We start from the raw sequence: 26,463 nt of genomic DNA, 5'->3' as shown, positions 1-26,463 counted from the left end.
AATTTTGGTTCGCCTCAATCCTGTAGGAGCGAGGCTTGCCCGCGAAGAACGATGACTCGGTCCACCTGACAGAACGCAAGTGCTGTAAGGCACTTGCCATCGCCCTGACGTTAACGTAAAGATTGCGGCAGGGCGCTGAACTTGAAAGGCGCAAAGCGGACCGATCCGGAGCGCTTGATGACGCTAATAAAAACACCTTCTCCCAAGCTGCACCGCGAAGCCCGGCTGGCCCGGGAAAAACTCCATCTGGAGGGCGAAGTCCCCGATGGTGTTCTGCGGGCAGAAATCGATGCGTCGTGGCGGCGCAGCCTCAGCCATGGCGTGCATTTCAACGCCAAGCACGAACTGGCGCTGGAATCGAGCGCCAGCCTCGACGTGCTGTTGGCAAGCAATCGCCTGCTGATCGACGCCGCATTACCGGCCATCGACTACCTGGCTGAACGCCAAGGCAAGGAAGGCCTGATCATCCTCGCCAACTCCGACGCCACCATCCTCGCCGTCGAAGGACGCGCCGACCGCCTCAAGGGCAGCGGCCTGCAAGACATCACCCTGGGCGCCTGCTGGAGCGAAGCCGCTCGTGGTACCAACGCACTGGGCACCGCACTGGTGGAAGCCCGGCCGACGATGATCGATTGCGGCGAGCATTACCTCGATCGTCTCAGCGATTTCTCCTGCACATCGGTGCCGATCCATTGCCCCCAAGGCGACATCCTCGGCGTCCTTGACCTGACCCGCGAAGGCCCCCTCGGCCGCGTTCATGACAGCACAGCATTGCTGGCCATGGCCGTCAGCCAGATCGAAAGCCGCGTGTTCAACGCCAGTTACCCGGACGAAATCGTCCTCGCGTTCCACAGCCGTCGGCAATACCTTGAATCCCCTTGGCAGGGCCTGCTGGCGGTGAGTCTCGGCGGACAGATCCTGGCGGTCAGCGCGCAAGCCTGTCAGTTGCTGCGTGCCGAGCGTTCGGCCCTGGTCGGTCGGCGTTGCGAGGAGTTTCTCGGTGTCGATGGCCTGCAATTGCTGTCCCGTCTGCATCAAGGTGGCGTCGGCAGTTTGCAGACCGCCAAAGGCGAATTCTTCTACAAAACCCTGCGGGCGCCGCAACGTTCCATCAACGTCAGCACACCGCCGCGCAGCCCCGCGAAAACCGCCAAGCCACAACCGGATCTCGAATCCCTGGCCGGCAGTAACGTGCGTTATGCCCGGGCCTTGCGCATGGCCCGCCAAGGGCTGGCCAATGAATTGCCGGTATTGCTGCTCGGTGAAACCGGCACCGGTAAAGAAGTCATCGCCCGTGCGCTGCACATGGCCGGAACCCGCTGTGACAAACCTTTCGTTGCGGTGAACTGCGCGGCAATCCCTGAAGGCCTGATCGAGTCGGAACTGTTCGGCTACCGCGAAGGCGCCTTCACCGGCTCCCGTCGTGGCGGCATGATCGGACGACTGCAACAGGCCCACGGCGGCACCTTGTTCCTCGACGAAATCGGTGACATGCCGCTGGCCTTACAAGCCCGTCTGCTGCGGGTGTTGCAGGACCGTAAAGTGGCGCCGCTGGGCGCGGGCGAGGAACAAGACATCGACGTCGCGCTGATCTGCGCCACCCACCGAGACCTCAAGCGCCTGGTCGAAGAAAAGCACTTCCGTGAAGACCTGTTCTACCGGGTCAACGGCATCAGCGTGATGCTCCCGGCCCTGCGCGAGCGCGAGGATTTCAGCGGTTTGGTTGCCCGTCTGCTGGCCAAACTTGATGCCCCGACGATGGTCCTGCATGACGATCTGAGCCGCTTGCTCGACGGCTACCATTGGCCGGGCAACATTCGCCAACTGGAAATGGTCCTGCGCACCGCGCTGGCCATGCGCGAAACCGGGGACACGGTGCTCACCCTCGACCACCTGCCCGACAGCATGCTCGACGAACTGACCGCCACTGAACGCCCGGCATCGGGCAGCATTCGCGAAAACGAACTGGAGCTGATCCGCCAAGCCCTGGACAGCCATCAGGGCAACGTCTCGGCCGCCGCCGACGCCTTGGGCATCAGCCGCGCGACCCTGTATCGCAAGCTCAAACAGTTGCGTTCGTGATGCAGCGCTTGATCGTTCGGCTGATCGACAGCCAGAACCCCGAAGCCCTGCAAGCGGCGTTGCGTTGGCTCTACAGTTTTGTACGCCCGCATCGATTGGCGATTGCCGGGCTGCTCGGCTTGTCGGTCTGCGCTTCGTCGCTGGTGCTGGTGCAGCCGTGGCTGACCAAACTGTTGATCGACGATGGCTTGCTGGCGAAAAACTTCCCGATGCTGGTGTTGATTGCCGGATTGATGATTCTCGCCGGGCTGCTCGGCACGGCGCTGTCGGGGATCAATCGCTACCTGCACACGCGACTGTCCGGGCGGATTCTGTTCTCCCTGCGCGACGACCTTTATCGACATCTGCAAACCCTGTCACCGAGCTTCTATGGACAGCGGCGCATCGGTGATCTGATGTCGCGCCTCGATGGCGACGTTGCGGAGATCCAGCGCTTCGCTGTGGATTCGCTGTTCTCGGCGGTATCGAGCGTGGTTGGCCTGGTGGTGGCGGTGGCGATGCTGCTGACCCTGTCGTGGAAACTTTCACTGCTGGCATTGGTGCTGATTCCCCTCGACATCCTCTGGCTACGCTGGATGCGGCGCAAAGTCGAGCGCGATGTACGGCAGTTGCGCGAGCGCTCGGCGGACATGTCCTCGTTCATGGTCGAGACCTTGCCGGTGATGAAATTCATCCAGTCTGCCGGCCAGCAACAACGCGAATCGCGCCGTCTGGAGTCGCTTGGTCAAGGCTATATGAGCCAGCTGCTGCGCCTGCAAGTCACCGAGTTTTTTACCCAGGCGGTGCCCGGCACGCTGACGTCATTGTCCCGGGCCTGTGCGTTTTTGATTGGCGGTTATTGGGTGGTGCAGGGGACCTGGCAACTGGGCGCGCTGATCGCGTTTTCCACGTACTTGGGGATGGCGGTCGGACCGGTTCAGAGCCTGCTCGGGCTCTATGTCGCGATTCAGCGGATGACCGTCAGCCTTGGCCGGGTCATGGAACTGCGTGGTGAAGAGCCCACCGTGCTAACACCGGTTGAACCCAAGCCGATGCCGACCTCTGGCGAGTTGCGTTTCGACGACGTGCACTTCAGCCATCCCGGTCGTCCGACGACCTTGCGCGGCATCGAAGCGCGAATTCCCTATGGCTTGAAAGTCGCCCTGAGCGGCGGCTCCGGCGTCGGTAAATCAACGCTGATCGATCTGCTGCAACGCCATCACGATCCGCAAGCTGGCCGGGTGCTGCTGGGCGAGGTCGATCTGCGTGAACTGGACCTGTTCCAGCTGCGTCGGCGGATAGCCGTGGTCAGTCAGGACATCGTGCTGTTTCGCGGTAGCCTGGCCGACAACCTCGCTTACGCGGTGCCGGACGCCAGCCGTGAAGCGATTGCCGAAGTCGCAAGACTGGCGCAACTCGACAGCCTGATCGAATCGTTGCCCGAAGGTCTCGACAGTCCGTTGGGCGAACGCGGCCAGCAGTTGTCCGGCGGGCAGAAACAGCGGATCGCCATCGCCCGGGCGTTGTTGCAGGATCCGCTGATTCTGGTGTTGGATGAAGCGACCTCGGCGGTGGATGAAGCCACCGAGCGCGAAGTCATCGAGGCCATCGACCGACTGTTTGCCGGGCGCACGCGGATCCTGATCAGCCATCGTCCTTCCACGCTGGCTGATGCTGATGTGCGTTTTGAATTGCTCGACGGCGTACTCATTTCAAAAGCGGTGCTGCATGAAGCCTGAGCTAAGGATTGGCGTGGTCGACAGCGGACATTCGGCGGCGCAGCGGGTGCAGGTGATCGCCGGACGGCGTTTTTCGCTGCTGGAGGATGGCCTGGCCGAAAGCGACTTGCGTGACGACCCGCTGGGCCACGGCAGCGCGGTGATCGAAGCCATCGGGCGGCGAGCCCCTGCGGCGGTGTTTTGCGTGGGGCAGGTGTTTGACCAGCGCGGCGTCACCAGCGCCTTGCAGATCGCCAGTGCCATCGACTGGCTGGTGGCGCAGGATGTTCGCTTGATTAATTTGAGCCTTGGATTACGCCAGGATCGCAGCCTGTTGCGCGAAGCCTGCGCAGCGGCGGTGGCGCGGGGCATTTTGTTGTGTGCCTCCAGCCCGGCCCAGGGCGAGGGTGTGTATCCGGCGAATTATCCACAGGTGCTGCGCGTCACCGGCGATGCGCGTTGTGCCGAGCATGAATGGTCGTGGCTCAACAGTGCCCAGGCCGATTTCGCGGCGTGCGTGCATGGGACCTATCCGGGACAGTCCGGTGCGAGCCTTGGGTGTGCGGCGTTGAGCGGACATATTGCGAGTTTCCTGGTTGCCCATCCCGACGCGAGTAACGAGCACGTCATCGAGTGGCTGCGCGAGAACGCCCGCTATCGTGGCCCTGAACGGCGCTTCGGCGCATGATTGTGATTCTTGGCGCTGGACCTGCCGGGGCGGCAGTCGCCCTGGGTTTGCGGCGACTCGGTTATGCGGTGACCCTGGTCAGCGAGTGGCGCCGGTTTGCGGCACTGGAAGGCGTTTCGCTTCGGGTACTGGAGGCCTTGCGCGGCGCGGGCCTGCAGCAGGCGTTGGCGGATGCGGCGTTGCCCTCCCAGCGGCAGGTGTCGTGGAACGGTCAGCAACATGCGCAGAACATCGAATTTCTGTTGGATCGCCCGAGTTTCGACCGAGGTTTGCGCGAAGACCTGCGTCTGGCTGGTGTTGAGCTGATCGAAGGGCGGGTGCTGAGCGTTCAGGCCTCGGGGGTGGGGCATCGGGTCGAGATTGAAGGGCGCGAGGCGCTGCTTGCGGATTTTCTGGTAGAGGCCCGCGGACGCCAGGCGCCCGCACTGGGCAAAGGCCTGCGCGGGCCGGAGACGGTCAGCCTGCTCAATCGTTGGCAAGGCACGCCGGGCAGCACCGCCAGCGCGGTGGAAAGCCTTGAGGACGGCTGGGCGTGGATGGCGCGGCGGGCCGACGGTCAGTGTTATTGGCAATGGACGGTGGACGTGGCCAGCGCGCAATTGCCGGGCAAGGCGACGTTGCTGGATTACTGCCGCGCACGGCGTCAGGGTTCGGCATGGGCGCGTGAGTTTTTCGGTGTCGGGCCTGAGACCGATCTCCAACTGCATGCGCGCAGCAGCACGGCGATTTTGAGTCCGCAGGTCTGTGGTGATCACTGGATCCGGGTCGGCGATGCCGCGATGGCGGTGGATCCGCTGTCGGGCAATGGTATTTTCCAGTCCTTGTCTTCAGCGTTACAGGCGCCCACGGTGATCAACACGTTATTGCGTAAACCGGAACGGGCGGCGCTGGCCCAACGGTTTCATCAGCAGCGGGTGGAGCAGCTGTTTTTGCGCTTTGCGCGGATCGGTCGCGACTTTTACGCCGATGAGCAGAGGTGGCTGGAGCAGCCGTTCTGGCAGGCACGGCGGCAGTGGCCGGATGCTGAAGTGGCCCATGCCGAGGCGGATTTTGCGGCGTTGAGGATTGAGCGGGCGCCGGTGTTGAAAGATGGGTTTGTCGATGACGCCGAGGTGGTGATCACGGCGGATCAGCCGCTGGGGATCTGGCATGTGCAGGGGGTTGAACTGGCGCCGTTGGTGCGGCGGTTGCAGACCGAACCGGCCGAGCAGGTGCTGGCGGGGTTGACGGTGGAGCAGGGGCGGATGGTTCGGAGTTGGTTACTGTCGCAAGGCTTCAAACCCTAACCGATCGTTCCCGCGCAGAGCGTGGGAACGATCAGCGAAGAACGGCGCTATTACAACTTGATCAACACCGACTTCAACTCGGTGTAATGCTCAATCGCCGCATACCCCATCTCCCGCCCGACCCCGGACATTTTGTACCCGCCAAACGGCAGCGCCGGATCGAGCGCGCTGTGGCAGTTGACCCACACCGACCCCGATTTGATTCGCGGAATCATCCGGTGCACCGCCGCCAGGTCGTTCGACCAGATACTCGCGCCCAGCCCATAAGGACTGTCATTGGCCATGCGCAACGCATCGGCTTCATCATCGAACGGAATCGCCACCAGCACCGGGCCGAAGATCTCTTCCTGCACCAGCGAGTGCTTCTGGTCGACATCGACAATCACCGTCGGCTTGACGAAAAAACCTGGCCCGAACTGCTCGCCACCGCAGGCGATGGTCGCGCCACTTTCCCGGCCTTTTTCGATGTACCCGTACACCCGTTCCTGCTGGCGAGCGGAAATCAGCGGCCCCATCTCGACGCTTGGGTCCAGACCGTTGCCGAGTTTCATGGCGTTGGCGATGTCGGCGATGTCCGCCACCACATTGTCGAAATGCTTGCGCTGCACATACAGCCTGGAACCGGCGCAGCACACCTGGCCCTGATTGAAGAAAATTGCGCTGGCGGCCCCGGCTGCGGCTGTTTTCAGGTCGGCATCGGCCATGACGATGGTTGGTGATTTGCCGCCCAGTTCAAGCGTGACACGGGTCATGGACTCCATGGCGATCTTGCCGATCTGCTTGCCCACGGCGGTGGAGCCGGTGAAGGTCAGCTTGTCCACCAGAGGGTTGTGGGTCAGCGCCGAGCCAGCGGTGATGCCGGTGCCGGTGACCACGTTGAACACGCCCTCGGGGTACCCGGCTTCCAGCACCAGTTCGGCCAGTTTCAGCGCGGTCAGCGGGGTTTCGTCGGCGGGTTTGAGCACCACGGTGCAGCCGGTGGCCAGGGCCGGGCCGAGTTTCCAGCAGGCCAGCAGCAGCGGGAAGTTCCAGGCAACGATGGCGCCCACTACACCTACCGCTTCGCGGCGGATGAAACTGTGGAACTGATCGTTGGGCATCAGCGGCAACGACACTTCAACGCTCGAGCCTTCGATCTTGGTCGCCCAGCCCGCCATGTAGCGAAGGAAGTCTATGGATAACTGCACGTCCATCACCTGGGCCACCGCTGCGCTTTTGCCGTTGTTCAGGCATTCCAGTTGCGCCAGCAGTTCGGCGTCGCGTTCCATCAGGTCGGCGAGTTTCCACAACAGGTTCTGCCGCTCTCGTGGGCGGGTGCGGGTCCAGGGCGAATCATCGAAGGCCTGACGAGCGGCCAGCACGGCGCGGTCGACGTCCTCGGGCGTTGCCCTTGGCACGACGCACAGCACTTCACCGGTGGCCGGGTTGTGCAGGGGCATGGTCTGGCCGTCGGCGGCCTCGACCCAGTCACCGCCGATAAGCATGCGCGGGGCGCGCTGGATGAACGCCGAGGTGGCGGGAAGCAAATAAGGGAGGGGCATGGCGAGACCTCTTGTTGTTCGTGAGAACGGAGGCTTTCGCAATGGCTGTGCCAAGTGCCAAGAAAGGCAGGGACGCCCTTGGTCGGCGGGGTTTTGGCGGCTCATGGGAACAGCGGACACAGAGGGGGTTGTTGCAAATTGCGACAACTATGAGACGACGAGCGACCTGCTGCGACCTTGAGACACCCACTTTAGGAGACTAGAATTTTCTGGCTCGGTGGATGAAGCGATGGTCCGTTCATCCGGCCAACCATCTGGCGTGAGGGAGGTAACGATGTTCCTTTCAACCCTGGAAATTCAAAACATCATTGAACACAGTATGTTGCCCGCTGTGTGCACATGCGTCATGGAGGCAGACCAGTCCCTGACGATCCGGGTCTGTGACTGCATGACAGGAAAAGTGGAACTGATCGCCACTAACGTCCCCATATGGAACTTGAACAGTCCCCATGACATTGCTGTACTTGTGGCGGATATTCAGCAAAAAATCGAGGCTCACAAAAACTTTCCTCGACATTGGCCAGTTGAGCCGGCGTCCCCCCGCAACACGCAAGTGCTGCGGGGAAATGGCAGATCAGGAATGGATCTTCCGAGAAATCTCTTCAAACGTGGCGCCATCTACGGCAGCCAACAGCTTTTTTTCATCATTGAGCGTCGCCAGAAAGGTCACTTCGGTCTCCTTGCCGGCCAACATGAACCCGGCGAGGGCGCCGATGGGCCCCAGCAACATCGCGCCCGCCACGCCGAAGCCGATGGCGTCCTTGATGTTGTTGATCGATTCCTGGTTAGCGACTTCCACATGCTTGAACGCTGAGAGCGGGAGGGTGATGCCGGGCCACGGGTGCAGCGACGTTCTAAGGGTAAAAACGCCGTCTCTGTACTCTCCATCACCCTGCAGAAAGTCCCCCGCCAGGACAGTGATGCTTGCCATTTTGTTTTCCCCTGACTGGCAATCGGTGAATCACCATTTCGCACCCGCCTGCAATGGCCGTCAATCGTCGGGCGATGAACTGTTCCGGCCGGGGGATCTATGCTTGTCTCAGGTTGCAACACCTGTCGCGATATTAGACGCAGGCGAACCCGCCCAGCCTCGATTCGCGGGCCTTGTCTTCGTGTAAGTGCTTGATAAGAAAGGCTGTCGTCAAGCTGGCACGCTCCGTGTATTGCTCATTGCAGACGTTTCTCTTGCCTCCGTCAGCGCTGCGCCGCCGACGGCAGAAACCATAAAAACGATAAGCCACAAAAATAAGAAAGCACTGTGCGAGGTTCGACGTTGATGAAGAGAAGACTCCGATCAGGCCTGAGCGCCAGTCTGCTGGCCGTGGCCGCGTGTGTGGCGCTGCATTCGCCATACAGCCTGGCAGCCCGCGACGCCCAGACCATCCTCAAGGAAACCTGTCAGGGCTGTCACACCCCCGAAGCTGACAATGCCCTGAGCCGCATCAGCCACCAGCGAAAAACCCCGGAAGGTTGGCTGATGAGCATCGCCCGGATGCAGACCATGCACGGTTTGCAGATCAGCGATGACGACCGCCGCACTCTGGTCAAATACCTGGCCGACACCCAAGGCCTGGCGCCGAGTGAAACCGATGGCGTGCGTTATGCGCTGGAGCGCCGACTCAATACCGTCGAGAAGTTCGACGATCAGACCAGTCAGATGTGCGGCCGCTGCCACTCCGGTGCGCGAGTCGCTTTGCAACGGCGTCCGGCCCAGGAATGGGAGCGCCTGGTGAACTTCCACCTCGGCCAATGGCCGTCCCTGGAATACCAGGCGCTGTCTCGTGACCGCGACTGGTTCGACCTGGCTCGAAAAGACATGGTGCCGCTCTTGGCCAAGCGTTACCCGCTGGACAACCCGGCCTGGAAAAAATGGCTGAGCAGCGCACCGAAAGCCGAAGCGCTGGTCGGCGACTGGAGCTTCAGCGGCCACTTGCCGGGTAAAGGCGAACTGGCCGGCATGATGAGCGTCACCGCCGATGGCAGCGACACCTTCAAGGTCGGCGTCAAAGGCCAATACGCCGACGGCAGCCCGTTCAACGGCGAGGGCAGCGCGATTCTCTACACCGGTTACGAATGGCGCGGCAACGTGACCATCGACGGCGTGACCATGCGCCAGGTGTTCGCGGCCCAAGGCAATGCCATGCAGGGGCGGATGTTCGAGGCCGAGCACGATGAGCGCGGTCTGGACTTCGTCGCCACCAAACACGGCAGCAGTCGTTTGCTGGCGGTGCAGCCGGGTTATTTGAAGGCAGGTACCGAAACGGAAGTGACCCTGATCGGCAGCGGTCTCACCGGTAAACCGAACTTCGGCAAAGGCGTGGACGTGGTGGAAGTCGTCGAGCAAAGCCCTGATCGCATCAAGGTCAAACTCAAGGCGGCCGCCAACGCCCAGCCGGGGCTGCGCAACGTCACCGTTGGCACGCTGAAAGGCCCGACCCTGTCGGTCTACAGCAAGATCAACCAAGTCAAAGTCGTGCCCGAGTTCTCGGTGGCACGGATCGGCGAGGGCGGTGGTTCGACGCCGAAAGTCCAGGGCCGGTTCGATGCCGAAGCCTGGGGCAAGGGTGCAGATGGCAAGCCGTATCGCATCGGCGTGTTCCCGGCGCAGTGGTCGGTCGAAGCCTTCGACGATCGCGCCAAGGAAGACGAAGACGTCAAGTTCGCCGGCACCATGCAGGCCGACAGCGGCGTGTTCACACCGGGCGATGCCGGGCCGAACCCGCAACGCAAGATGTCCACCAACAATGCCGGCAACCTCAAGGTGATCGCCGCCGTCGACGACGCAGGGAAATCCCTGACCGGCGAAGGCCACATGATCGTCACCGTGCAACGCTGGAACAATCCACCCATTCCATGAGTTCGCTGATCCCTAAGGCTTCAGACACTTTTTCGGAATGACCGCAGGCCCCGTCAACCGGGGTTTGCACAGGAGGTTGCAATGGGCGCTATTTTGAATCTGGTCGAACGGAACCTGCACGAAGTGCACGTCGATGCCGACCGCATGCTGTTTCATATCCCCAGCAGTTCGCTGTTCGCCAGCGATGAGCTGACGGGCACCATCATCGATACCTTGCGCGGTCCCGGCTGTTCGTCGGAGGACCTGATCCAGCGCCTGGCCTCGCGTTTCAACGGCGAGGAAATCACTGAGACCCTGCGCGAGCTGATGTCCCTGGAACTGGTCAGCGACGGCTCGCCGCTGACCCCGGACATCGGCACCAAACGGGTCGAGCGCACGGCGATCAATACCGTGGTGCTTAACGTCAACACCGGCTGCAATCTGAGCTGCACCTACTGCTACAAGGAAGACCTCGACAAGCCCTCGGCCGGCAAGAAAATGGACGTCGAAACAGCCGTCGCGTCGGTGGAAATGCTGCTGCGCGAATCGCCGGATGAAGAGCGCTTCACCGTGGTGTTTTTCGGTGGTGAGCCGCTGAGTAATCGCAAGCTGATCGAGTACATGGTCGACTATTGCGAGAAGCGCTTCCGCGAGGCCGGCAAGTTCGTCGAGTTCGTCATGACCACCAACGCGACGCTGCTCACTGAAGAGACCGTGGACTACCTGAATGCCCACCGCTTTGGCCTGTCAGTCAGTATCGACGGACCGAAAACCGTGCACGACCGCAACCGAATCACCGTGGGCGGGCAGGGCACTTACGACGTGGTGCGGCGCAAGGCCGAGATGCTGCTGTCGCGCTACAACAGTCGTCCGGTGGGTGCCCGGGTCACGTTGACCACCGGCGTCACCGATGTGGAAACCATCTGGGACCACCTGTTCAACGAACTGGGTTTTGCCGAGGTCGGCTTCGCCCCGGTGACCTCCGGCGACATCAGCACCTTCAACCTGTCCAGCGACGAGCTGATCGAAGTCTTCGCCAGCATGAAGAGACTTGGTCGGCGTTACCTGGAAGCGGCTCTGGAACACCGCAACATCGGTTTCTCCAATCTGCACCAGCTGATCACCGACATCCATGAAGGCCACAAAAAAGCCCTGCCTTGCGGCGCGGGCCTGAAGATGCTGGCAGTGGATCACAAGGGCGAACTGAACCTGTGTCATCGCTTTACCGGGTCGAGCCTGCCGACCTTCGGCAACGTCCACAGCGGTGTAAAACAGGTGGAGTTGAATGACTTCCTGTCCCAGCGCCTGGACCGTACCAACACCGGCTGCGAAGACTGCCAGATCCGCAACCTGTGCTCCGGCGGCTGCTACCACGAGAGTTACGCCCGGTACGGCGACCCGACCCATCCGACCTATCACTACTGCGAACTGATGCGTGACTGGGTCGACTTCGGCATCGAGGTCTACACCCGGATCATGGCCCACAACCCTGCGTTTATCAGCAGCTACATCACTCCGCGCAAGGCTCACTGATATGAAACATCTCAAGGCAATCAATAACAAAGCATTGAAACTGGATGAGGCCGCGGCCGAAAACCGTATCGAAGAAGTGGTGGCGATGAGCTCTGTCGCGGGCTGTGCCTCGACCACTGACCCGGGTTGGGAAATCGATGCGTTTGGCGGGGTGTCGTCGCTGTGCCAGCCGATGGAAGCCGACCTGTATGGCTGCTCCGACCCTTGCTGGTGGCCGGCCCAGGTGCCCGACATGATGAGCACCTACCCGGACTGGAACAAGGATGCCCAGGCGTCCAACGACAACTGGCGCAACCTCGGCACTGTCTTCCCGAAAGACAAGTGATCGGACATGAAGAAGGATTCCAGCATGCATCGCATTAAAGCCTGCGGCCTGGCCGCGTTCGCCGTCCTGAGCGTCTGTTCAATCAACGTTCTGGCCGATGAAAACACTGCATTACAAGCGGGTCACGAGTACATGGTGACCACCAATTACCCGAACAACCTGCACGTGCTCGACCTGGCGACGGACACCTTGTTCAAGACCTGCAAGATGCCGGACGCCTTCGGTCCGGGCACTGTGCAGTTATCGCCGGATCGCAAGACCGCTTACGTGCTGAACAATCACTACGCGGATGTCTACGGCGTCGAGCTGGACAGCTGCAAGCAAGTGTTCCACGCCAGCATCACCCAGAAACCTGGGGAGAAAGCGAAGTCGATGTTCGCCTTTACCCTCAGCCACGACGGCAAGGAACTGTTTGCCATCGCCAACCCGACGTTGATGCTCAACGACCGCTACGAAGTGCAACAGCCGCGGCTCGATGTCTACGCTACCGACGCCGGCCTGGACGCCAAACCCGTGCGCAGTTTCCCGGCGCCACGGCAGCTGACCATCATGCAGAGCGGTGACGACGGCACGCTGTACGTGGCGGGGGCGGATGTCTATAAGGTCGACGTGAAGACCGGCAAGTTCGACGTGCTGATCCCCAGTCGTCACTGGAAACGGGCGAACTACAGCGCGCCGGACGTGCTTTACGTGTGGAACCAGCAGACTTATCGCCATGATTTCTCGCTGCTCTACACCGCCGCGAAATTCAAGGACAAGAAACAGGATCCGGCCACCGCTGAATACCTCTACGGGCTGTTCAGCATCGACCTGAAAACCGGCAAGACCGAAACCACCGACTTCGGCCCTCTGACGGAAATCTACTTCAGCGGCATGCGCTCGCCCAAGGATCCGAACCTGATGTTCGGCGTGCTCAACCGCCTGGCCAAGTACGACATCAAGGAGAAGAAAATGCTCCAGGCGGCAACGCTGGATCATTCCTACTACTGCATTTCCTTCAACAAGGACGGCAGCAAGATCTACCTGGCGGGGACGTTTAATGATGTGGCGATCTTTGATCCGGAGAGCATGAAACAGATCGGCAACATCAAGTTGCCGGGGGGGGATATGGCGATCACGACGGCGCAGATATTTGTCCGGTAACGTGTGGCGTCTGAACTGACGCCTTCGCGGGCAAGCCTCGCTCCTACACGGTCGCGTCGTACCCAATAGTGCGATCACTGCGAACCTGTAGGCGCGAGGCTTGCCCGCGAAGAGGCCCTCAGCGTCACCGAAGTGTTACACCCCAGGTACCGGGCAACCCATATCCCCTTCCTGACACTTCAGATAATTCTTGAAAGTCTCCACCCGCGCCTTGGTCAATTCAGTCACGCAGTTGCTGTAGATCAGCGGATACACACTCCCGCCTTCCACCCCGGCACTCGCAAACTTGCACTCGGCATCCCGAAACGCCATCCACGAACGCTGTGCCCCGAGCAGCAGCTTTTTGCTGTCCGGGTTGCTCTTCAAGCGCTGGGTGATCTGCTGGTAAAGCGCATTCAACTCTTTGTCCGCCGCCTTGTGCTGCTGCGCCGCGCATTGATTCATCGTGGCCTGGTCGGTGGCGTTGTCACAGTCCGCCGCGTGGGCGACGGTGGTGAACAGCAAAGGGGTCAGGGCCAGGAGGAAGCGTGGGTGCATAGTGATTCTCGCTGTGATGGGTAAACGTAGAGATGCAGTGTAGCGAAGAGGGTGGTCAACCAATAATGAAGTCAGGTGTAACCTCTTTAGCCAAGGGGCTTGCCTGCGTCAACGGTCCGCGTACTGTGCCTGGCATTCGCCTGCGAGCCAGAACTTCCCACTGGAAATGCAGCCGAATATTTCAGACGTGCTTGATAACAACACCCCATTGATACAACTTTAAGGTTGGTCTTGTGGTCTTACAGGCCTACTGTTCAGTACAGGAGGTGACTTATGAACCCAGCATCAGATCGCATCGAAAGGAAAATCCTGCTCAAAGTACCGCGCTCGCAGGTGTGGCGCGTGCTGGCCAATGCCGAGGCCTTCGGGCAGTGGTTTGGCGTGGCGCTGGAGGGCAAGCGCTTTGTCGCCGGTGAATGGACGCAGGGGCAGATTACTTACCCGGGTTATGAGTACCTGCTGTGGAATGTGCTGGTGGAGCGGGTCGAGCCGGAGCGGGTGTTTTCGTTTCGCTGGCATCCCTATGCGGTGGAGCCGGACACCGATTATTCCCAGGAACCCACCACGCTGGTGAAGTTCGAGCTCGAAGACATGGATGAGGGCACGTTGCTGAAGGTCACCGAGTCCGGTTTTGATCACATCCCGCAGACGCGCAGGCTCAAGGCGTTCCGTATGGACAGCCGTGGCTGGGATGAGCAGATGAGCAATATCGAAGAATTTCTGAAAACCGGCGCCAAGGCTCACGAGCGTCAGGAAGAGTAAAGGCTGCATGTTTGAAACCTGGTTGAAACGCTGGGCCCTGGCGCCGGACGGCGAACCGATCATCACGCCCGGCAGTCGTTTGCTGCCGGTACGGATGGGTGATTTGCCGGCCATGTTGAAGGTCGCCGTCGATGCCGAGGAAAAGTTCGGCAATCTGCTGATGACCTGGTGGGACGGCGAGGGCGCCGCGCGGGTTTACGCTCATCATGGCGATGCGTTGGTGCTGGAACGTGCCGAGAGCGATCGATCGCTGATGCACATGGCGCTCAACGGCCAGGATGACGAGGCCAGCCGGATACTGTGCACGGCGCTGGCTCGTTTACACGCCCCGCGTTCATCATCGCCGCCGCCCCTGATTCCCTTATGGTCATGGTTCGCTTCCTTGCGCATGGCCGCCGAACAGCAGGGCGGCACTTACTTGCTCGGTCTGAAAGCCGCCGAAGCGCTGCTCGCCGAGCCGCAGGATGTGGTGGTTTTGCACGGCGATATGCATCACGACAATGTTCTGGATTTCGGCCCGCGAGGCTGGCTCGCTATCGATCCGAAGCGGGTGATCGGCGAGCGCGGGTTCGACTACGCCAACTTGATCTGCAATCCGGATTTGCCGACGGCTAATGATCCGCAGCGCTTCAAAAAACAAATCGAGGTCGTGGCCCAGGCCGCGGCGCTGGAGCGTCAACGGCTGCTGCAATGGGTGTTGGCGTTTGCCGGGTTGTCGGCGGCCTGGTTTCTCGAGGATAAGGATGAGCTTGCGGCGCAAGGACAGCTGCAGGCCGCTGAACTCGCGGCTTTCATGCTGATTGGCTGACGCGTCTAAGGGTTTTCGGAAGGGCGGGTATAGCGAATGTCTTACACGCGATGGTAGCTATGTCGTCTATTGCACATTGGATCCGAAGCGTAATCTAGCCTCATCAACTGAAGCACAGGAAGTGCTCCAGGATCACGGATGATCGACCATTAGCAAGGATTCGCTGCCGACAGGGAGTCGATATGGTCTTGGGAAAACCCGCTTCGGCGGGTTTTTTTTCGCCTTTTGAAAACTGTAGTGTTCGTGTGGATTTTTGATCTTATGGTCAAAGGCTTACACCTGCTGACGGGTATGTCGTCTTTTGGTGCTTCACCATTGCGCTTATTCTGGATCCATCAACTGAAGTACAGGGAGTACTCAGGATCAGGGATGATCGACCATTGGCCAGGATGGCTGCCGACAGGATGTCGAAAATGGTCTTGAGAAACCCGCCGAAGCGGGTTTTTTTTCGCCTGTCGAAAAGTACTGCTACAGCCTGGCCGCCGCCCGTCCAGTGATCTGCGCCCTTTGCTGCAGGGATGGCGCCGCCCGCCGATGCGCTTCTGCCAATACGCTCGGCGGCGCTGTTTCAGGGCTGCCGGACTGGAACGGCGGTGCCGGGGCGTATTCCAGCTGCAACTGCACCAGCTCGGCCGTGTCCTTATCGAACAACTCGGCCGCCAGGGTCAGGGCAAAATCGATCCCTGCGGTAATCCCGCCACCGGTCAGCAGATTGCCGTCGCGCACGACGCGATCCTTCACCGGTATTGCCCCCAAAGGCCCCAGCAATTCGTGATAAGCCCAGTGCGTGGTCGCGCGTTTGCCTTTCAGCAGACCGGCCGCACCGAGCACCAGCGCGCCGGTGCACACCGACGTGACATAACGCGCGTTAGCCGCTTGGGCCTTGATAAACGCCAATGTCTGCTCATCTTCCATCAACGGCCCGACGCCGCTGCCCCCGGGAATGCAGATCACATCGAGTGGCGGGCAATCATCGAAGGTCATGGTCGGCTTCAGCACCAGCCCGGTGCTCGAAGTAACCGGCACCAGGTCCTTCCAGATCAGATGCACCTTCACGTCCGGCAGCGATGCCAGCACGTCGTAAGGGCCGGTGAGGTCCAGTTGTTGAACCTGTGGAAACAACAGAAAACCGATCTGCAACGTCATGGTGTTTTCTCATGAAGTGGGTGGACGGCTTCACTTTAGGCTCGTAGGATCTGGCGTATACGCCAATAACCCCACGAATTACGCCAATATGCCAAAAACCATTCATGTGCTCGCGTTCACCAATGTGCAATTGCTCGACGTCACCGGGCCGTTGCAGGTGTTTGCCTCGGCCAACGACATCGCCCGTCAACAAGGCTTGCCGGCGCCCTACGCGCCGACGGTAATTGCCAACGGTGGCGGGGTGGTGATGTCGTCGGCGGGGCTGGCGCTGTTAGCCGAGCCGTTGCCCGAGCAAGGCAGCGACACCTTGATCATCGCCGGTGGTTGGGGTGTCTACGCGGCGGCGGAGGATGAGTCGCTGGTGGCCTGGGTGCGTGAACAGGCGACGGCATGTCGGCGGGTTTCATCGGTGTGCACCGGGGCGTTCTTGCTGGCGGCCAGTGGTTGGCTTGACGGTCGGCGTGTGGTGACTCACTGGACCCGTTGCGAGCAATTGGCGCAGAAACATCCCCGGTTACGGGTCGAGCCCAACCCGATCTTTATCAATGACGGCCCGGTCTGGACCTCGGCCGGCGTTACGGCCGGCATCGATCTTTCATTGGCGATGGTCGAAGAGGATCTCGGTCGCACCATGGCCCTGGACGTCGCTCGGCAACTGGTGGTGTTCCTCAAGCGCCCGGGCGGTCAGTCGCAGTTCAGTGTGACCTTGTCTCTGCAAAAGGAAGGCAGCCGGTTCGACGAACTTCATGCCTGGATCAGCGAAAATCTCACCATGGACCTGGGCATTCCGACACTCGCCTTGCAGGCCGGCATGAGCGAACGCAGCTTCGTTCGCCATTACCGCGCCGACACCGGCCAGACGCCGGCGCGGGCCATCGAGCTGATCCGGGTCGAGACCGCGCGACGCTTGCTCAGTGATACCGGTCTGCCGATCAAACGGGTGGCGGTGCAGTGCGGGTTCGGCAGTGAAGAAACGCTTCGTCGCAGTTTTCTGCGGGCCATGGGCGTAACGCCGCAAGCCTATCGCGAGCGGTTTTCTGTCAGCGCTGAAGCAGATCCAGTAATGCCTTGAGCGTCGCTTCGGGTGCTTCTTCGGGAATGTTGTGGCCGACGCCCGCCAGCACTCGCCGCTCATAAAACCCAGAGAAATGTTCAATGTCCTCATCAATCTCCTCGGCCGGTCCGACGCCATCGTCGGCACCACACAGGGAAATCGTCGGGACGCTGATCGACGGTTGCCGGGTCAGCGCTTCTTCCATCCACGCCAGTGCCGGGTCCCCTGGCGCGTACATGAAGCGGTGACGGTACGAGTGAATCACCACCTCGACGAAATCCGGGTTGTCGAAGGCCGGCGCGCTCAGTGGGTAGCGCTCAGGGCCTTTGGCCCAGGTCGGTGACCATAATTTCCAGAGCAATTCGCACAAGTCCCGGCGACTTTTCGTCAGGCCCTCGACACCGCGCGGGGTGTGAAAGTAATACTGATACCAGAGGCGATGCTCGGTTTCCGGGGCCTGTGGCTGGGTGGAGCCGGGAATATTCTGCAGGTTGTAGCCATCGCCCGTCACCAGACAGCGAACCCGCTCCGGCCAAAGCGCCGCGACGATGCACGCCGCCCGACCGCCCCAGTCGTAGCCGCAAAGGGCGGCCTTCGGGAGGGCCAGCGCGTCCATCAAGTCCAGCAGATCCTGGGCGAGGGCGGCTTGCTGGCCGGAGCGCAGGGTGTCGGGGCTGTTGAAGCGGGTCGGACCGTAGCCGCGCAGGTACGGAACGATAACGCGGTAGCCCCGAGCGGCTAGGGCTGGCGCAATTTCATCAAAGGCGCGAGGCGAGTAGGGGAAGCCGTGGAGGAGGATGACGGGGTCGCCGCTGGTGGGGCCGTGCTCTTCGTAGGCAATAGTCAGAGTTGTCAGATGAGCGCGCTTAATCGTCGAGTTTTTTTTCATAATTGGCTAGCTCTATGATGTAAGAAATACCCTAACATAATCTTATTGCTTTAATCTTGTCTTGGTTCGTCTGTCTCGTCCCATTCAAAGTAGTTTCTGCTAAATAAGGATTCGGTGTTTAGTTCTGTGGCAGGGTCAAAGAAATTAAATGGAATATTTTTTACTAGCTTATAAGTTTCCAAGTAGTAATTGGTTATCCATTTTTCTCCAATGGGTGATAGGCTGTTAATAAGTAGAAGTGCTTGTTCGTGCGTAGATAGCTGAGCTCTTATTGTTTTGACGTATTCGTATTTTGTTATGTCAAGTTTTTGTTGGTCTACGTATTTTACTGTTTGATATAGGTGGCGATAATAATGACCTAGTCGTGATTGATGTCCTTCAAAAGGTGTGTAACTAAAAGCCCTGTCTTTTTTTATTTTTGATTTGGTTTCGGTCGCGTTTAGTGTGTTTATTAGATCTTCAATAAATGGTTGGTTGAATGTTTTTAATGATTCTTTTAGCATGCGAGAGGAGTTTGGTCCAGTGCCGAAAAACAGACAGTAGTACGATATGTGAATAAGGTTGTGCTGTGAGAAGTCTTGGGAGTGAGTTTTTGAAACCGATTTCGTTATTTTCAATATCTCTCTGAATTCGCGTATTAAATTTACGAAAATTTTTCTTCCTTTTGATTTGGATAGTTCTAGTTCTGCCACGTTGTCACGGTGCATTTTTATCAACTCAAAGTACTTTGTTTCGAAGTAAAGTTGTTGTGAGGCTATTCTTTGGTTGCGGAGTGTGGCGAATAAAAGAACTACACTTATAAGGGTGAATATTGTTCCGAAATAACCACCGATGAAATCTCCAAGTTGGCCTGCTGTTGTTGGGTCAACTGTGTCTGATGCTCGATATGCTTTTGCAATAAATATGAGATTCATGAGCAGTAGGCCTGTGGCTGCTATAAGACTTTCAAGCCAGTAGACTTTATGCCAAGGCAACTTTAGTTCTGGTTTTTCGTATTGTTTTTTCATCTTAATTGGTTTTGTTGACCGGTGGTGGAGGAAGTGAGTATTGTGTAAATTTGTATTTTGCGTCTGCGTTAGACGTTTAATCCAAGAAGATTGCAGAACGCGCCTTTTACATCAGTCCAGTTTCTGATCCATCCTGGTCGGACCCCTAGATGAATAAGAGCTTCGTTATTGAGTTTTTTTAGGACCGGATTCGTAGGGTCAGTCGTGATCCAAATATGCTGAGGAGTCATATTATTTAACTGTGTCATAGCGTTAAGGTCTTGCAAAGTACTTAAATTTGAAAGAGCCAACCATCGACGCATGTTCGGATCGGACATTGAGAACCCAAGAAAGGTCATTCTCGTCGTCTGTGCATGAAACATAAATAAGGTTTCGGCCCAAGAAGACGCAACTGTAGCAACCCGAATGTATTCACTCTCTAAGAATACCAGCCGATCTCGCGAGTCTCGGGGTTGATGAGTTGCCAACAACGCTTTAGGTTTAATAGATCCGTGGCAATGATAAATTGGCGTTTGTACTTTTGCGGAATCTGTGGGGCGAAATACTGGCTTGAAGCCATACTTTGGATGGGAGTGAGGCGGAGGTCCGCGATAGTGATCGCGACGTTGAAAAAGTTCCAGTAGTGTGTGGAGAAGTGTGTCGGCATTGAAGCTGATGACAGCCTCTGGTAGTTGATCATCTTTGGCGCATTGCAAAAGCACTTGGATTACTGCAATTAGGGATGACTGTGGGTAGTTAGTTTCAAAGAAGCTACAGATACGAAAAACATCTTCGCGGGAAGCATTTCTAGGTCTATCAAGAACGTTTACCAGTACATCTTCAATACCTGAGTTTTTTCCTTTGTTACGAAGGTCTGAATAAAGATGTTTCTCGATGAGATCAAAAAAATCCGCTGTTGACTTTGTGTTGATTTGATAGTGATTGGCACAAGCTTGTATCCAACTGTCGAGACTCCAAGCGCTGTCGGATACTAGTTTTTGAAAGTCTAATTCCGAAAGATTTGTATTGAATGTCTCGTTTACAAGTCGTCTTGTGAGTTCTAGCCATGTAGGTACGATTCCATAAGAAACACCGGCACCAATACATAAGGTCCATTTACCTGATTTTAAGTTTCCTTTGAACTTTTGGTTCAGCGCATCAAGTTCTTTTACGCTCATTCGCCTGTCTCAATAGTGTGAGTTTTATAGTTTTTTGTAATGTGTGTGGGAGCATGTTAACTGTTGTTTGCGTCATGCTTGGTTATATGGTGCATTGGGGGCGGAAGCTAGTTTTCGAGAAATTTTTCCTATTTTCAAGCATCAAGCTCTACGGCCGGATTAAAATACTTCGACCGGTCCGGCGTAAACGTCACCACCATCCTCGTCCGCGAACACGTCAGAGGCCGCTCTTCACTCAGATCAACATCCAGATCCTCCCCACGCAAACCCTGCCACTGGGCCAGGTATTTGAGGGATCCGTACTTTTCGAGTTTCTTCAGGCTGCGACTCACGCCACCTTTCCAGCCCAGCACCGGCAACTCACCGACGAGGCAGCGTTGGGCGAGTTCGGGGAAACGGGCGGCGCGTTGGCGGCCGATTTCCCAGCATTTGATCAGGCCTTTGTCGTGGGCCTCCCACAGTTCATCGCGGTTCAGGCCTGAACGCAGAGGGGTGTCGATGGGGCGGTGGATACGCTGGTTCATTCTGGTTCCTTGAATTCGGGTTTTATCGGGCAGCTCCGCTGCACCCGTTGACGGTCGATGGTAGGGGGGGATGTAACGGCTGGCAACAAACGTTTTCGGGCTGTTGGAATGAGCGGTTTCGGGTGATTGGGCAGGTTTGTTTAATGGTTGTAGGAGTCTGGACCCTACCGCTCACTTTTTTCGCTGGTATTCAGCCAGTCCCGAGCTATGGCTGATGACGTCTTCGCGAGCAGGCTCGCTCCCACAGGTTTGGTGTCGTTCACAAATAGCGTGTTTGACACAAATTCTGTGGGAGCGAGGCTGCTCGCGATAGGGACAACGCGAACTCAAGGCTGCCAGTAATTTTTCTCCCCACTCAATTTCCGATCCAGAAAGCTCGCCGCGCTGATCAGCGCCAGGTGCGTCAACGCTTGCGGCGTGTTGCCCAGGTGTCGCCCATGGCTGTCGAACTCTTCGGCGTATAAGCCCAGCGGGTTGGCGTACCTGAGCAATTGTTCAAACTCCAGGTGCGCCTTTTCGACCTGGCCTGCCCGGGCCAGGCATTCGACGTACCAGAATGAACACGCAGCAAAGGCGCCTTCGGTGCCGCTGAGGCCGTCGATCTGGCTGTCTTCGTTGCGATAGCGGTAGACCATGCCGTCGCGCACCAGGGTTTTCTGAATGGCTTCGAGGGTCGATAACCAGCGCGGATCCTTGGCGCTGACGAAGCGCACCAGCGGCATCAGCAACATCGAACCATCCAGCGTGGTGCCGCCGATGTACTGCACGAAATGCCCGCGTTCTTCGTTCCAGAAGTTGTCCCAGATGTCGGCGTAGATCGCTTGACGGGTCTGGTCCCAGCGGGAAAACGGCGCGGGCAGGGAGCGTTTGGAGGCGAGTCGAATGGCCCGGTCCAGGGCCACCCAGCACATCAGTCGCGAGTGCAGGAAGTGATGCTGTTCGCCGCGCATTTCCCAGATGCCCACATCCTCTTGCTGCCAGGTTTCACAGACTTGGTCCACGACGCCCACGGCGTGTTTCCAGCCTTCATGGGAGATCGCGTCGCCGTATTTGTTGACCAGGTACACCGCGTCCATCAGCTCGCCGAAGATGTCGAGCTGGACCTGATCATAAGCCTGATTGCCGATGCGCACCGGCGTCGCGCCGCCATGGCCGGACAGGTGCGTGAGCTCGGTTTCCGGCAGTTCCTGGCGCCCGTCGATGGCGTAGAGGATGTTGAGTTTCATCGGTTTGCCGTGGCAATCGCTGACCCGCCCGCGCAGCCAGCGCATGTAATCGTTGGCTTCCTGAACGAAGCCCAGGCGCATGAACGCATAGACGGTGAACGAGGCGTCGCGGATCCAGGTGTAGCGGTAGTCCCAGTTGCGTTCGCCGCCGGGTGTTTCCGGCAGGCCGAACGTGGCCGCCGCGAGGATCGCGCCGTGTTTGCGCGAGGTCAGCAGCTTCAGGGCCAGGGCTGAGCGGTTGACCATTTCCCGCCAGCGACCACGGTAGTTGGACTGACCGCTCCAGTCGCGCCAGAACTTCAGCGTGCGTTCCAGGCACAACCCGGCCGCGCCTTCGTTGAAACGCGGGTCGTCGATGCCGCCGAGCAGGAATTCCGCGCTCTGATCCTGTTTGAGGGTGAATTCAGCGACGGCCGCGTTGCCGTCGATACGCAAGGTCTGATCCGATGCCAGGCGCAGAGAGGGCTGATCATCGGCCTCGAATGCCACGTCTTTGGCATCCATGCGCGCGTGGGTCCTGGCGCGAGCGTAGTCATGCCGCACGGCGCAGCGCATGTGAAACGTTGCCTGGCCGCTGACCACCCGGACCCGGCGCATCAACACCGGCAGATCATCTTCGCTGTCGCCGATGGGCAGCAGGTCGGTGACTTCGACCACGGCGCGCTCGCTCAGCCAGCGGGTTTGCAGCACGTTGGTGTCGGGCAGGTAAATCTGTTCGCGGCGCGCATCAGGCAAGTCCGGCGATAGCTGGAAAATGCCTGCCTCGGGCGTGTCCAGCAGCGAGCAGAAGATCGACGGGCTGTCGAATTCCGGCCAGCAGAAAAAGTCGACGCTGCCCTTGTCATTGACCAGCGCCGCGCTGCGCATGTCGCCGATGATGCCGTGGGCGTCGATGTTGCTTTGTCGCTCGGGATGATGATCAGCCATTGCCGCGAAACTCCGGATAGAGGCTCATGCCGCCGTCGATGAACAGGGTGGTGCCGACGATGTAGTCCGACGCATCGGAGGCGAGGAAGACCAGCGCGTTGGCGATGTCCTCGACTTCACCGACCCGGCCGTAAGGAATGAGTTTGAGCAGTTGCTCCTCGTTGGCATCGCGATTGATGTCTGTACGAATCGCCCCCGGTGCGATGCCATTGATGCGGATGCGCTGGTGGCTGACTTCCTGGGCGAGGGTTTGCATCAGCATGTCGACGCCGCCCTTGGACGCGGCGTAATTGACGTGGCCGGCCCAGGGAATGCGCTGGTGCACCGAGCTCATATGAATAATCTTGCCGGCGGCCCGGGACACGCCTTCGCGAATACCCTGACGGTTGAAAATACGCAGGGCGGCGCGGGCGCAGAGGAACTGTCCGGTGAGGTTGACGCCGATCACCTGGTTCCAGTCGGCGAGGGTCATGTCCACCGCCTTGGCGTCTTTTTGCATACCCGAATTGGCCACCAGAATGTCCAGCGAACCGAACGCCTCGAGGGTTTGCGCGAACAGCCGTTCGACGTCTTCTTCTTTGGAAACGTCGGCACCGATGGCGATAGCCCGACCGCCTTCAGCGTTGATCTGCCGGGCCAGTTCTTCGGCGGGTTCAGCCTGGGAATGGTAGTTGATCACCACCGCGGCCCCGGCGGCGGCCAATGCCTTGGCGGCGCCTGCGCCGATGCCTGAGCTGGCACCAGTGACGAGGGCGACTTGTTGGTCGAGGGAAATCTGCATCAGCGTGAGCGCCTTGAGTGTGAGGGCTTAATCAGCTGACTGACGGGGGCTGGCGAGAGTTCACGTCGAACCATGAAAGTTTCGTCACCTGACCGCGTGACACCTGATCGTTCCCACGCCGAGCGGGGGGAACGATCAACGTGTGAGGCCTTCACATTCAACCAACAATTGCCTGCTTTCCCCTCGGTCCGCCTTATGGCAACTTGCTCGCCCTGACTGAGACTCGCACCCCATGACCAACCCCTACCGCGACCTGTTCAAAGCCCCTGGCAGCCGAGCGTTCGTGTTGGCCGGGATGATCGCGCGCATGCCCATTTCCATGACCGGCATCGGCCTGATCACCATGCTCTCGCAACTGCAAGGCGGCTACGGTCTGGCCGGTGCGGTGGCGGCGACGTTTGCCCTGGCCACGGCGTTTTGTGCACCGCAAGTCTCGCGGCTGGTGGATCGCTTTGGTCAAGGCCGGGTTCTGCCGGTTTCGGCGTTGATCGGTGGTGGGGCGTTGTTGCTGGTGTTGCTTTGCACCCGCCTGCAGGCGCCGATCTGGACGTTGTTTGTGTTCGCCGCGCTGGCCGGTTGCATGCCGAGCATGTCGGCGATGGTCCGTGCGCGCTGGACCGAGGTGTATCGCGGCCAGCCGGAGCTGCAAACCGCTTATGCGCTGGAATCAGTGCTGGACGAAGTCTGCTTCATTGTCGGACCGCCGCTGTCGGTGGGGTTGTGCGTGGTGGCGTTTCCCGAGGCCGGTCCGTTGGCGGCGTTGCTGATGCTGGCGATCGGGGTGACGGCGTTTGTCCTGCAACGGGACACCGAGCCGGCGGTGCATCCCCATGAAGAACACCATCAGGGCTCGATGATCCGTTCGCTCGACATTCAATTGCTGATGCTGTTGATGGTCGCCATGGGCACCATCGTTGGGGTGGTGGATGTGGTCAGCGTGGCCTTCGCCCAGCAGCAGGGCCAGCCGGCAGCAGCGAGCGTTGTGTTGTCGGTGTATGCCATTGGATCCTGCCTGGCGGGATTGGCGTTCGGGGCGTTGCGCTCGAAAGTGCCGCTGCCGCGATTGTTCTTGTATGGCGGGGTGGCCACGGCGGTCACCACCTTGCCGTTGCTGTTGGCGACGAACATTCTCGGGCTGTCGCTGGCGGTGTTTGTCGCCGGTCTGTTCTTTGCGCCGACGCTGATTGTGGCAATGGCGTTGGTGGAGCGCATCGTGCCGCCGGCCAAACTGACTGAAGGCCTGACCTGGCTGGTCACCGGGTTGAGTATTGGCGTGGCAATCGGTGCGGCCGGTTCGGGTTGGCTGATCGATGCATTCGGGGCCCGTAGTGGATTCTGGCTGGCGATTGCTGCCGGTGCGGTGATCCTCGGTTCCGCAGTCCAAAGCTATCGCCACCTGAGATAAGCGAAACACAGAACCTGTGGCGAGGGAGCTCGCTCCCGCTGGGTCGCGAAGCGGCCCCAAAACCATTTACTGAGATTTTTCAGATACACCGCATCCACCCGTTTTACGACTGCTGCGCAGCCGAGCGGGAGCAAGCGCCCTCGCCACGATGTCAGTGTTCGGCACTTCTACAACCTTGGGACTAATTCAAGGCCGGCCTCATCCGTTCCCTTGATAGACAACTTTTCGAGGTAAGCCCGGTGACCCAGCTGACATTGCTGTGCCTGCCCTATTCAGGCGCGAGCGCCATGGTCTACAGCCGCTGGCGGCGCAAGCTGCCGGAATGGCTCACGCTGCAGCCGGTGGAACTGCCGGGGCGTGGCGCACGGTATGGCGAGCCGTTGCACACCGACATGCGACGCCTGGCGCTGCAACTGGCCCAGGAACAAAAAGCCACGCTCAAGGCGCCATACGCATTGTTCGGTCATAGCCTGGGCGCGTTGCTGGCCTGTGAAATGGCCCATGCGTTTCGCTCGCTGGGGTGCCCGGAGCCGGTGGCCCTGTTCGCCTCGGGCACGGCTGCACCCACCATGCGGGCCGACTACGATCGCGGCTTCGCCCAGCCCAGGACCGATGCCGAATTGATCGATCAACTGCGCACCCTCAATGGCACCAGCGAAGAAGTGCTGGCCAATAAAGAGCTGATGAGCCTGACACTGCCGGTCCTGCGCGCGGACTTCCTGCTGTGCGGGCGCTTCGAACCGCAGCAGCGTCCCTTGCTCAAGTGCCCGGTGCATGTGCTCGGTGGCAAGGATGATCGGGCCACCACCGAGCAGTTGATCGGCTGGAGCAAGGAAACCCACGGTAGTTTTTCGGTGGACATGCTCGCGGGCGGGCACTTCTTTATCCATGAGCACGAAGCCAAGGTGTTGCGGGTGATCAAGGATCAGCTTGAGGTTCACCATCGGCGGCACGCCATGGCTGCCAGCGCCTGACGCAATCCCGGGCGTCACTCAATCCCTGTGGGAGCAAGCTCGCTCCCACAATGATTCTTATCCCTCTGACACCCCGCGTTTTACCTCCTGCCTGATACTTGTTCTCATTCGCTAATTTTTCCGGTCTGCATTCGT

Annotated in this window: 23 protein-coding genes and 1 pseudogene; 14 read left to right on the top strand and 10 right to left on the bottom strand. The window is 59.3% G+C overall.

The features are described from left to right. Nucleotides 1–177: 177 nt before the first annotated feature. The 4 genes from AB4N91_RS17215 to qhpG are packed head-to-tail and all read left to right on the top strand — an operon-like array spanning nt 178 to nt 5,753. The gene (locus AB4N91_RS17215; RefSeq protein ID WP_460111313.1) at nt 178–2,082 is read left to right on the top strand and encodes a sigma-54-dependent Fis family transcriptional regulator; all 1,905 of its coding nucleotides are present in this window, start codon (nt 178–180) and stop codon (nt 2,080–2,082) included. Next, nucleotides 2,082–3,800 (top strand): ABC transporter ATP-binding protein, encoded by a 1,719-nt coding sequence (locus AB4N91_RS17210; RefSeq protein WP_010458394.1) that lies wholly within the window; start codon nt 2,082–2,084, stop codon nt 3,798–3,800. The genes AB4N91_RS17215 and AB4N91_RS17210 overlap by 1 nt, the downstream gene beginning before the upstream one ends. Continuing rightward, nucleotides 3,790–4,467: a subtilisin-like serine protease QhpE gene (qhpE, locus tag AB4N91_RS17205; RefSeq protein ID WP_010458395.1), complete on the top strand. Its 678-nt coding sequence runs from the start codon at nt 3,790–3,792 to the stop codon at nt 4,465–4,467. Before AB4N91_RS17210 ends, qhpE begins: the two co-directional genes overlap by 11 nt. Further along, nucleotides 4,464–5,753: a flavin-dependent monooxygenase QhpG gene (qhpG, locus tag AB4N91_RS17200; protein ID WP_458369370.1), complete on the top strand. Its 1,290-nt coding sequence runs from the start codon at nt 4,464–4,466 to the stop codon at nt 5,751–5,753. The genes qhpE and qhpG overlap by 4 nt, the downstream gene beginning before the upstream one ends. 50 nt (nt 5,754–5,803) lie before the next feature. Here qhpG and AB4N91_RS17195 read toward each other — a convergent pair whose 3' ends face one another. After that, nucleotides 5,804–7,294 carry an aldehyde dehydrogenase family protein gene (locus AB4N91_RS17195; protein WP_083374666.1) on the bottom strand — a complete coding sequence of 497 codons (1,491 nt, stop codon included), beginning with the start codon at nt 7,292–7,294 and terminating at the stop codon, nt 5,804–5,806. A gap of 274 nt (nt 7,295–7,568) precedes the next feature. On the opposite strand from AB4N91_RS17195, the pseudogene AB4N91_RS17190 reads away from it, so the two are divergent. Beyond that, nucleotides 7,569–7,796: pseudogene (locus tag AB4N91_RS17190) on the top strand (DUF1652 domain-containing protein); the annotation flags it as partial. A gap of 72 nt (nt 7,797–7,868) precedes the next feature. On the opposite strand, the gene AB4N91_RS17185 reads toward AB4N91_RS17190, so the two are convergent. Beyond that, entirely contained in the window at nt 7,869–8,225 is a 357-nt protein-coding gene (locus AB4N91_RS17185) for a hypothetical protein (protein ID WP_460111308.1), read from the bottom strand. A gap of 345 nt (nt 8,226–8,570) precedes the next feature. Here AB4N91_RS17185 and peaA point away from each other — a divergent pair, with 345 nt between their 5' ends. From peaA to peaD, 4 genes are all read left to right on the top strand, one after another. Continuing rightward, the gene (peaA, locus tag AB4N91_RS17180; protein WP_200668017.1) at nt 8,571–10,151 is read left to right on the top strand and encodes a quinohemoprotein amine dehydrogenase subunit alpha; all 1,581 of its coding nucleotides are present in this window, start codon (nt 8,571–8,573) and stop codon (nt 10,149–10,151) included. A gap of 81 nt (nt 10,152–10,232) precedes the next feature. Further along, nucleotides 10,233–11,663 carry a quinohemoprotein amine dehydrogenase maturation protein gene (peaB, locus tag AB4N91_RS17175; RefSeq protein ID WP_010458403.1) on the top strand — a complete coding sequence of 477 codons (1,431 nt, stop codon included), beginning with the start codon at nt 10,233–10,235 and terminating at the stop codon, nt 11,661–11,663. Between the two features lies 1 nt (nt 11,664). Then, a complete protein-coding gene (qhpC, locus tag AB4N91_RS17170) occupies nt 11,665–11,988 on the top strand; it encodes a quinohemoprotein amine dehydrogenase subunit gamma (RefSeq protein ID WP_008027961.1) in 324 nt (107 codons plus the stop codon). A gap of 24 nt (nt 11,989–12,012) precedes the next feature. Beyond that, nucleotides 12,013–13,131, top strand: coding sequence for a quinohemoprotein amine dehydrogenase subunit beta (gene peaD, locus AB4N91_RS17165; RefSeq protein ID WP_010458411.1), 1,119 nt, complete (start codon nt 12,013–12,015; stop codon nt 13,129–13,131). Between the two features lie 135 nt (nt 13,132–13,266). On the opposite strand, the gene AB4N91_RS17160 is transcribed toward peaD, so the two are convergent. Continuing rightward, nucleotides 13,267–13,668 carry a lysozyme inhibitor LprI family protein gene (locus AB4N91_RS17160; RefSeq protein ID WP_200668021.1) on the bottom strand — a complete coding sequence of 134 codons (402 nt, stop codon included), beginning with the start codon at nt 13,666–13,668 and terminating at the stop codon, nt 13,267–13,269. Between the two features lie 273 nt (nt 13,669–13,941). Here AB4N91_RS17160 and AB4N91_RS17155 point away from each other — a divergent pair, with 273 nt between their 5' ends. Both AB4N91_RS17155 and AB4N91_RS17150 read left to right on the top strand, forming a co-directional pair. After that, nucleotides 13,942–14,430 carry an SRPBCC family protein gene (locus AB4N91_RS17155; protein ID WP_010458415.1) on the top strand — a complete coding sequence of 163 codons (489 nt, stop codon included), beginning with the start codon at nt 13,942–13,944 and terminating at the stop codon, nt 14,428–14,430. Between the two features lie 7 nt (nt 14,431–14,437). After that, nucleotides 14,438–15,238, top strand: a complete 801-nt coding sequence (locus AB4N91_RS17150) for an aminoglycoside phosphotransferase family protein (RefSeq protein ID WP_460111303.1) — start codon at nt 14,438–14,440, stop codon at nt 15,236–15,238. Between the two features lie 468 nt (nt 15,239–15,706). Here the strand turns inward: AB4N91_RS17150 and inhA are convergent, their stop codons facing one another. Further along, nucleotides 15,707–16,384 carry an isonitrile hydratase gene (gene inhA / locus AB4N91_RS17145; protein ID WP_288111675.1) on the bottom strand — a complete coding sequence of 226 codons (678 nt, stop codon included), beginning with the start codon at nt 16,382–16,384 and terminating at the stop codon, nt 15,707–15,709. An 88-nt stretch (nt 16,385–16,472) separates the two neighbouring features. On the opposite strand from inhA, the gene AB4N91_RS17140 reads away from it, so the two are divergent. Continuing rightward, nucleotides 16,473–17,456, top strand: a complete 984-nt coding sequence (locus AB4N91_RS17140) for a GlxA family transcriptional regulator (RefSeq protein WP_077748911.1) — start codon at nt 16,473–16,475, stop codon at nt 17,454–17,456. Here AB4N91_RS17140 and AB4N91_RS17135 read toward each other — a convergent pair. The 6 genes from AB4N91_RS17135 to AB4N91_RS17110 form a co-directional block, all read right to left on the bottom strand. Then, nucleotides 17,425–18,327, bottom strand: a complete 903-nt coding sequence (locus AB4N91_RS17135; protein ID WP_154911478.1) for an alpha/beta fold hydrolase — start codon at nt 18,325–18,327, stop codon at nt 17,425–17,427. The two genes, AB4N91_RS17140 and AB4N91_RS17135, sit on opposite strands and share 32 nt — an antisense overlap. Nucleotides 18,328–18,377: 50 nt before the next feature. Beyond that, nucleotides 18,378–19,334, bottom strand: a complete 957-nt coding sequence (locus AB4N91_RS17130) for a putative phage abortive infection protein (RefSeq protein WP_154911479.1) — start codon at nt 19,332–19,334, stop codon at nt 18,378–18,380. Nucleotides 19,335–19,402: 68 nt separating this feature from the next. Then, complete coding sequence (locus AB4N91_RS17125; protein WP_154911480.1) at nt 19,403–20,491, bottom strand: SIR2 family protein; 1,089 nt, start codon at nt 20,489–20,491, stop codon at nt 19,403–19,405. Nucleotides 20,492–20,625: 134 nt separating this feature from the next. Continuing rightward, on the bottom strand, nt 20,626–21,015 hold the full coding sequence (locus AB4N91_RS17120; protein ID WP_154911481.1) for a hypothetical protein: 390 nt from the start codon (nt 21,013–21,015) through the stop codon (nt 20,626–20,628). A gap of 326 nt (nt 21,016–21,341) precedes the next feature. After that, the gene (locus tag AB4N91_RS17115) at nt 21,342–23,168 is read right to left on the bottom strand and encodes a glycoside hydrolase family 15 protein (protein WP_154911482.1); all 1,827 of its coding nucleotides are present in this window, start codon (nt 23,166–23,168) and stop codon (nt 21,342–21,344) included. After that, nucleotides 23,161–23,949, bottom strand: a complete 789-nt coding sequence (locus tag AB4N91_RS17110; protein WP_154911483.1) for a glucose 1-dehydrogenase — start codon at nt 23,947–23,949, stop codon at nt 23,161–23,163. Before AB4N91_RS17110 ends, AB4N91_RS17115 begins: the two co-directional genes overlap by 8 nt. 232 nt (nt 23,950–24,181) lie before the next feature. Between AB4N91_RS17110 and AB4N91_RS17105 the strand changes: the two genes are divergently transcribed. Then, nucleotides 24,182–25,354, top strand: coding sequence for an MFS transporter (locus tag AB4N91_RS17105; RefSeq protein ID WP_154911484.1), 1,173 nt, complete (start codon nt 24,182–24,184; stop codon nt 25,352–25,354). Nucleotides 25,355–25,593: 239 nt separating this feature from the next. Further along, a complete protein-coding gene (locus AB4N91_RS17100) occupies nt 25,594–26,328 on the top strand; it encodes a thioesterase II family protein (protein ID WP_083374655.1) in 735 nt (244 codons plus the stop codon). Nucleotides 26,329–26,463 lie beyond the last annotated feature (135 nt).

It is taken from the genome of Pseudomonas sp. H3_D04 (genome assembly GCF_054669175.1).
The sequence above is the reverse complement of the archived record's forward strand: the minus strand, read 5'-3'. Positions and strand labels throughout refer to the sequence as shown.

Coding starts and splice junctions, on each gene's coding strand:
- AB4N91_RS17155 (WP_010458415.1), top strand. CDS start 13,942: ATGAACCCAGCATCAGATCGCATCGAAAGGAAAATCCTGCTCAAAGTA.
- AB4N91_RS17130 (WP_154911479.1), bottom strand. CDS start 19,334: ATGAAAAAACAATACGAAAAACCAGAACTAAAGTTGCCTTGGCATAAA.
- AB4N91_RS17150 (WP_460111303.1), top strand. CDS start 14,438: ATGTTTGAAACCTGGTTGAAACGCTGGGCCCTGGCGCCGGACGGCGAA.
- AB4N91_RS17120 (WP_154911481.1), bottom strand. CDS start 21,015: ATGAACCAGCGTATCCACCGCCCCATCGACACCCCTCTGCGTTCAGGC.
- qhpG (WP_458369370.1), top strand. CDS start 4,464: ATGATTGTGATTCTTGGCGCTGGACCTGCCGGGGCGGCAGTCGCCCTG.
- AB4N91_RS17215 (WP_460111313.1), top strand. CDS start 178: ATGACGCTAATAAAAACACCTTCTCCCAAGCTGCACCGCGAAGCCCGG.
- AB4N91_RS17115 (WP_154911482.1), bottom strand. CDS start 23,168: ATGGCTGATCATCATCCCGAGCGACAAAGCAACATCGACGCCCACGGC.
- AB4N91_RS17110 (WP_154911483.1), bottom strand. CDS start 23,949: ATGCAGATTTCCCTCGACCAACAAGTCGCCCTCGTCACTGGTGCCAGC.
- AB4N91_RS17195 (WP_083374666.1), bottom strand. CDS start 7,294: ATGCCCCTCCCTTATTTGCTTCCCGCCACCTCGGCGTTCATCCAGCGC.
- AB4N91_RS17105 (WP_154911484.1), top strand. CDS start 24,182: ATGACCAACCCCTACCGCGACCTGTTCAAAGCCCCTGGCAGCCGAGCG.
- AB4N91_RS17185 (WP_460111308.1), bottom strand. CDS start 8,225: ATGGCAAGCATCACTGTCCTGGCGGGGGACTTTCTGCAGGGTGATGGA.
- inhA (WP_288111675.1), bottom strand. CDS start 16,384: ATGACGTTGCAGATCGGTTTTCTGTTGTTTCCACAGGTTCAACAACTG.
- qhpE (WP_010458395.1), top strand. CDS start 3,790: ATGAAGCCTGAGCTAAGGATTGGCGTGGTCGACAGCGGACATTCGGCG.
- AB4N91_RS17210 (WP_010458394.1), top strand. CDS start 2,082: ATGCAGCGCTTGATCGTTCGGCTGATCGACAGCCAGAACCCCGAAGCC.
- AB4N91_RS17160 (WP_200668021.1), bottom strand. CDS start 13,668: ATGCACCCACGCTTCCTCCTGGCCCTGACCCCTTTGCTGTTCACCACC.
- AB4N91_RS17125 (WP_154911480.1), bottom strand. CDS start 20,491: ATGAGCGTAAAAGAACTTGATGCGCTGAACCAAAAGTTCAAAGGAAAC.
- AB4N91_RS17135 (WP_154911478.1), bottom strand. CDS start 18,327: ATGAAAAAAAACTCGACGATTAAGCGCGCTCATCTGACAACTCTGACT.
- qhpC (WP_008027961.1), top strand. CDS start 11,665: ATGAAACATCTCAAGGCAATCAATAACAAAGCATTGAAACTGGATGAG.
- AB4N91_RS17140 (WP_077748911.1), top strand. CDS start 16,473: ATGCCAAAAACCATTCATGTGCTCGCGTTCACCAATGTGCAATTGCTC.
- peaD (WP_010458411.1), top strand. CDS start 12,013: ATGCATCGCATTAAAGCCTGCGGCCTGGCCGCGTTCGCCGTCCTGAGC.
- peaB (WP_010458403.1), top strand. CDS start 10,233: ATGGGCGCTATTTTGAATCTGGTCGAACGGAACCTGCACGAAGTGCAC.
- peaA (WP_200668017.1), top strand. CDS start 8,571: ATGAAGAGAAGACTCCGATCAGGCCTGAGCGCCAGTCTGCTGGCCGTG.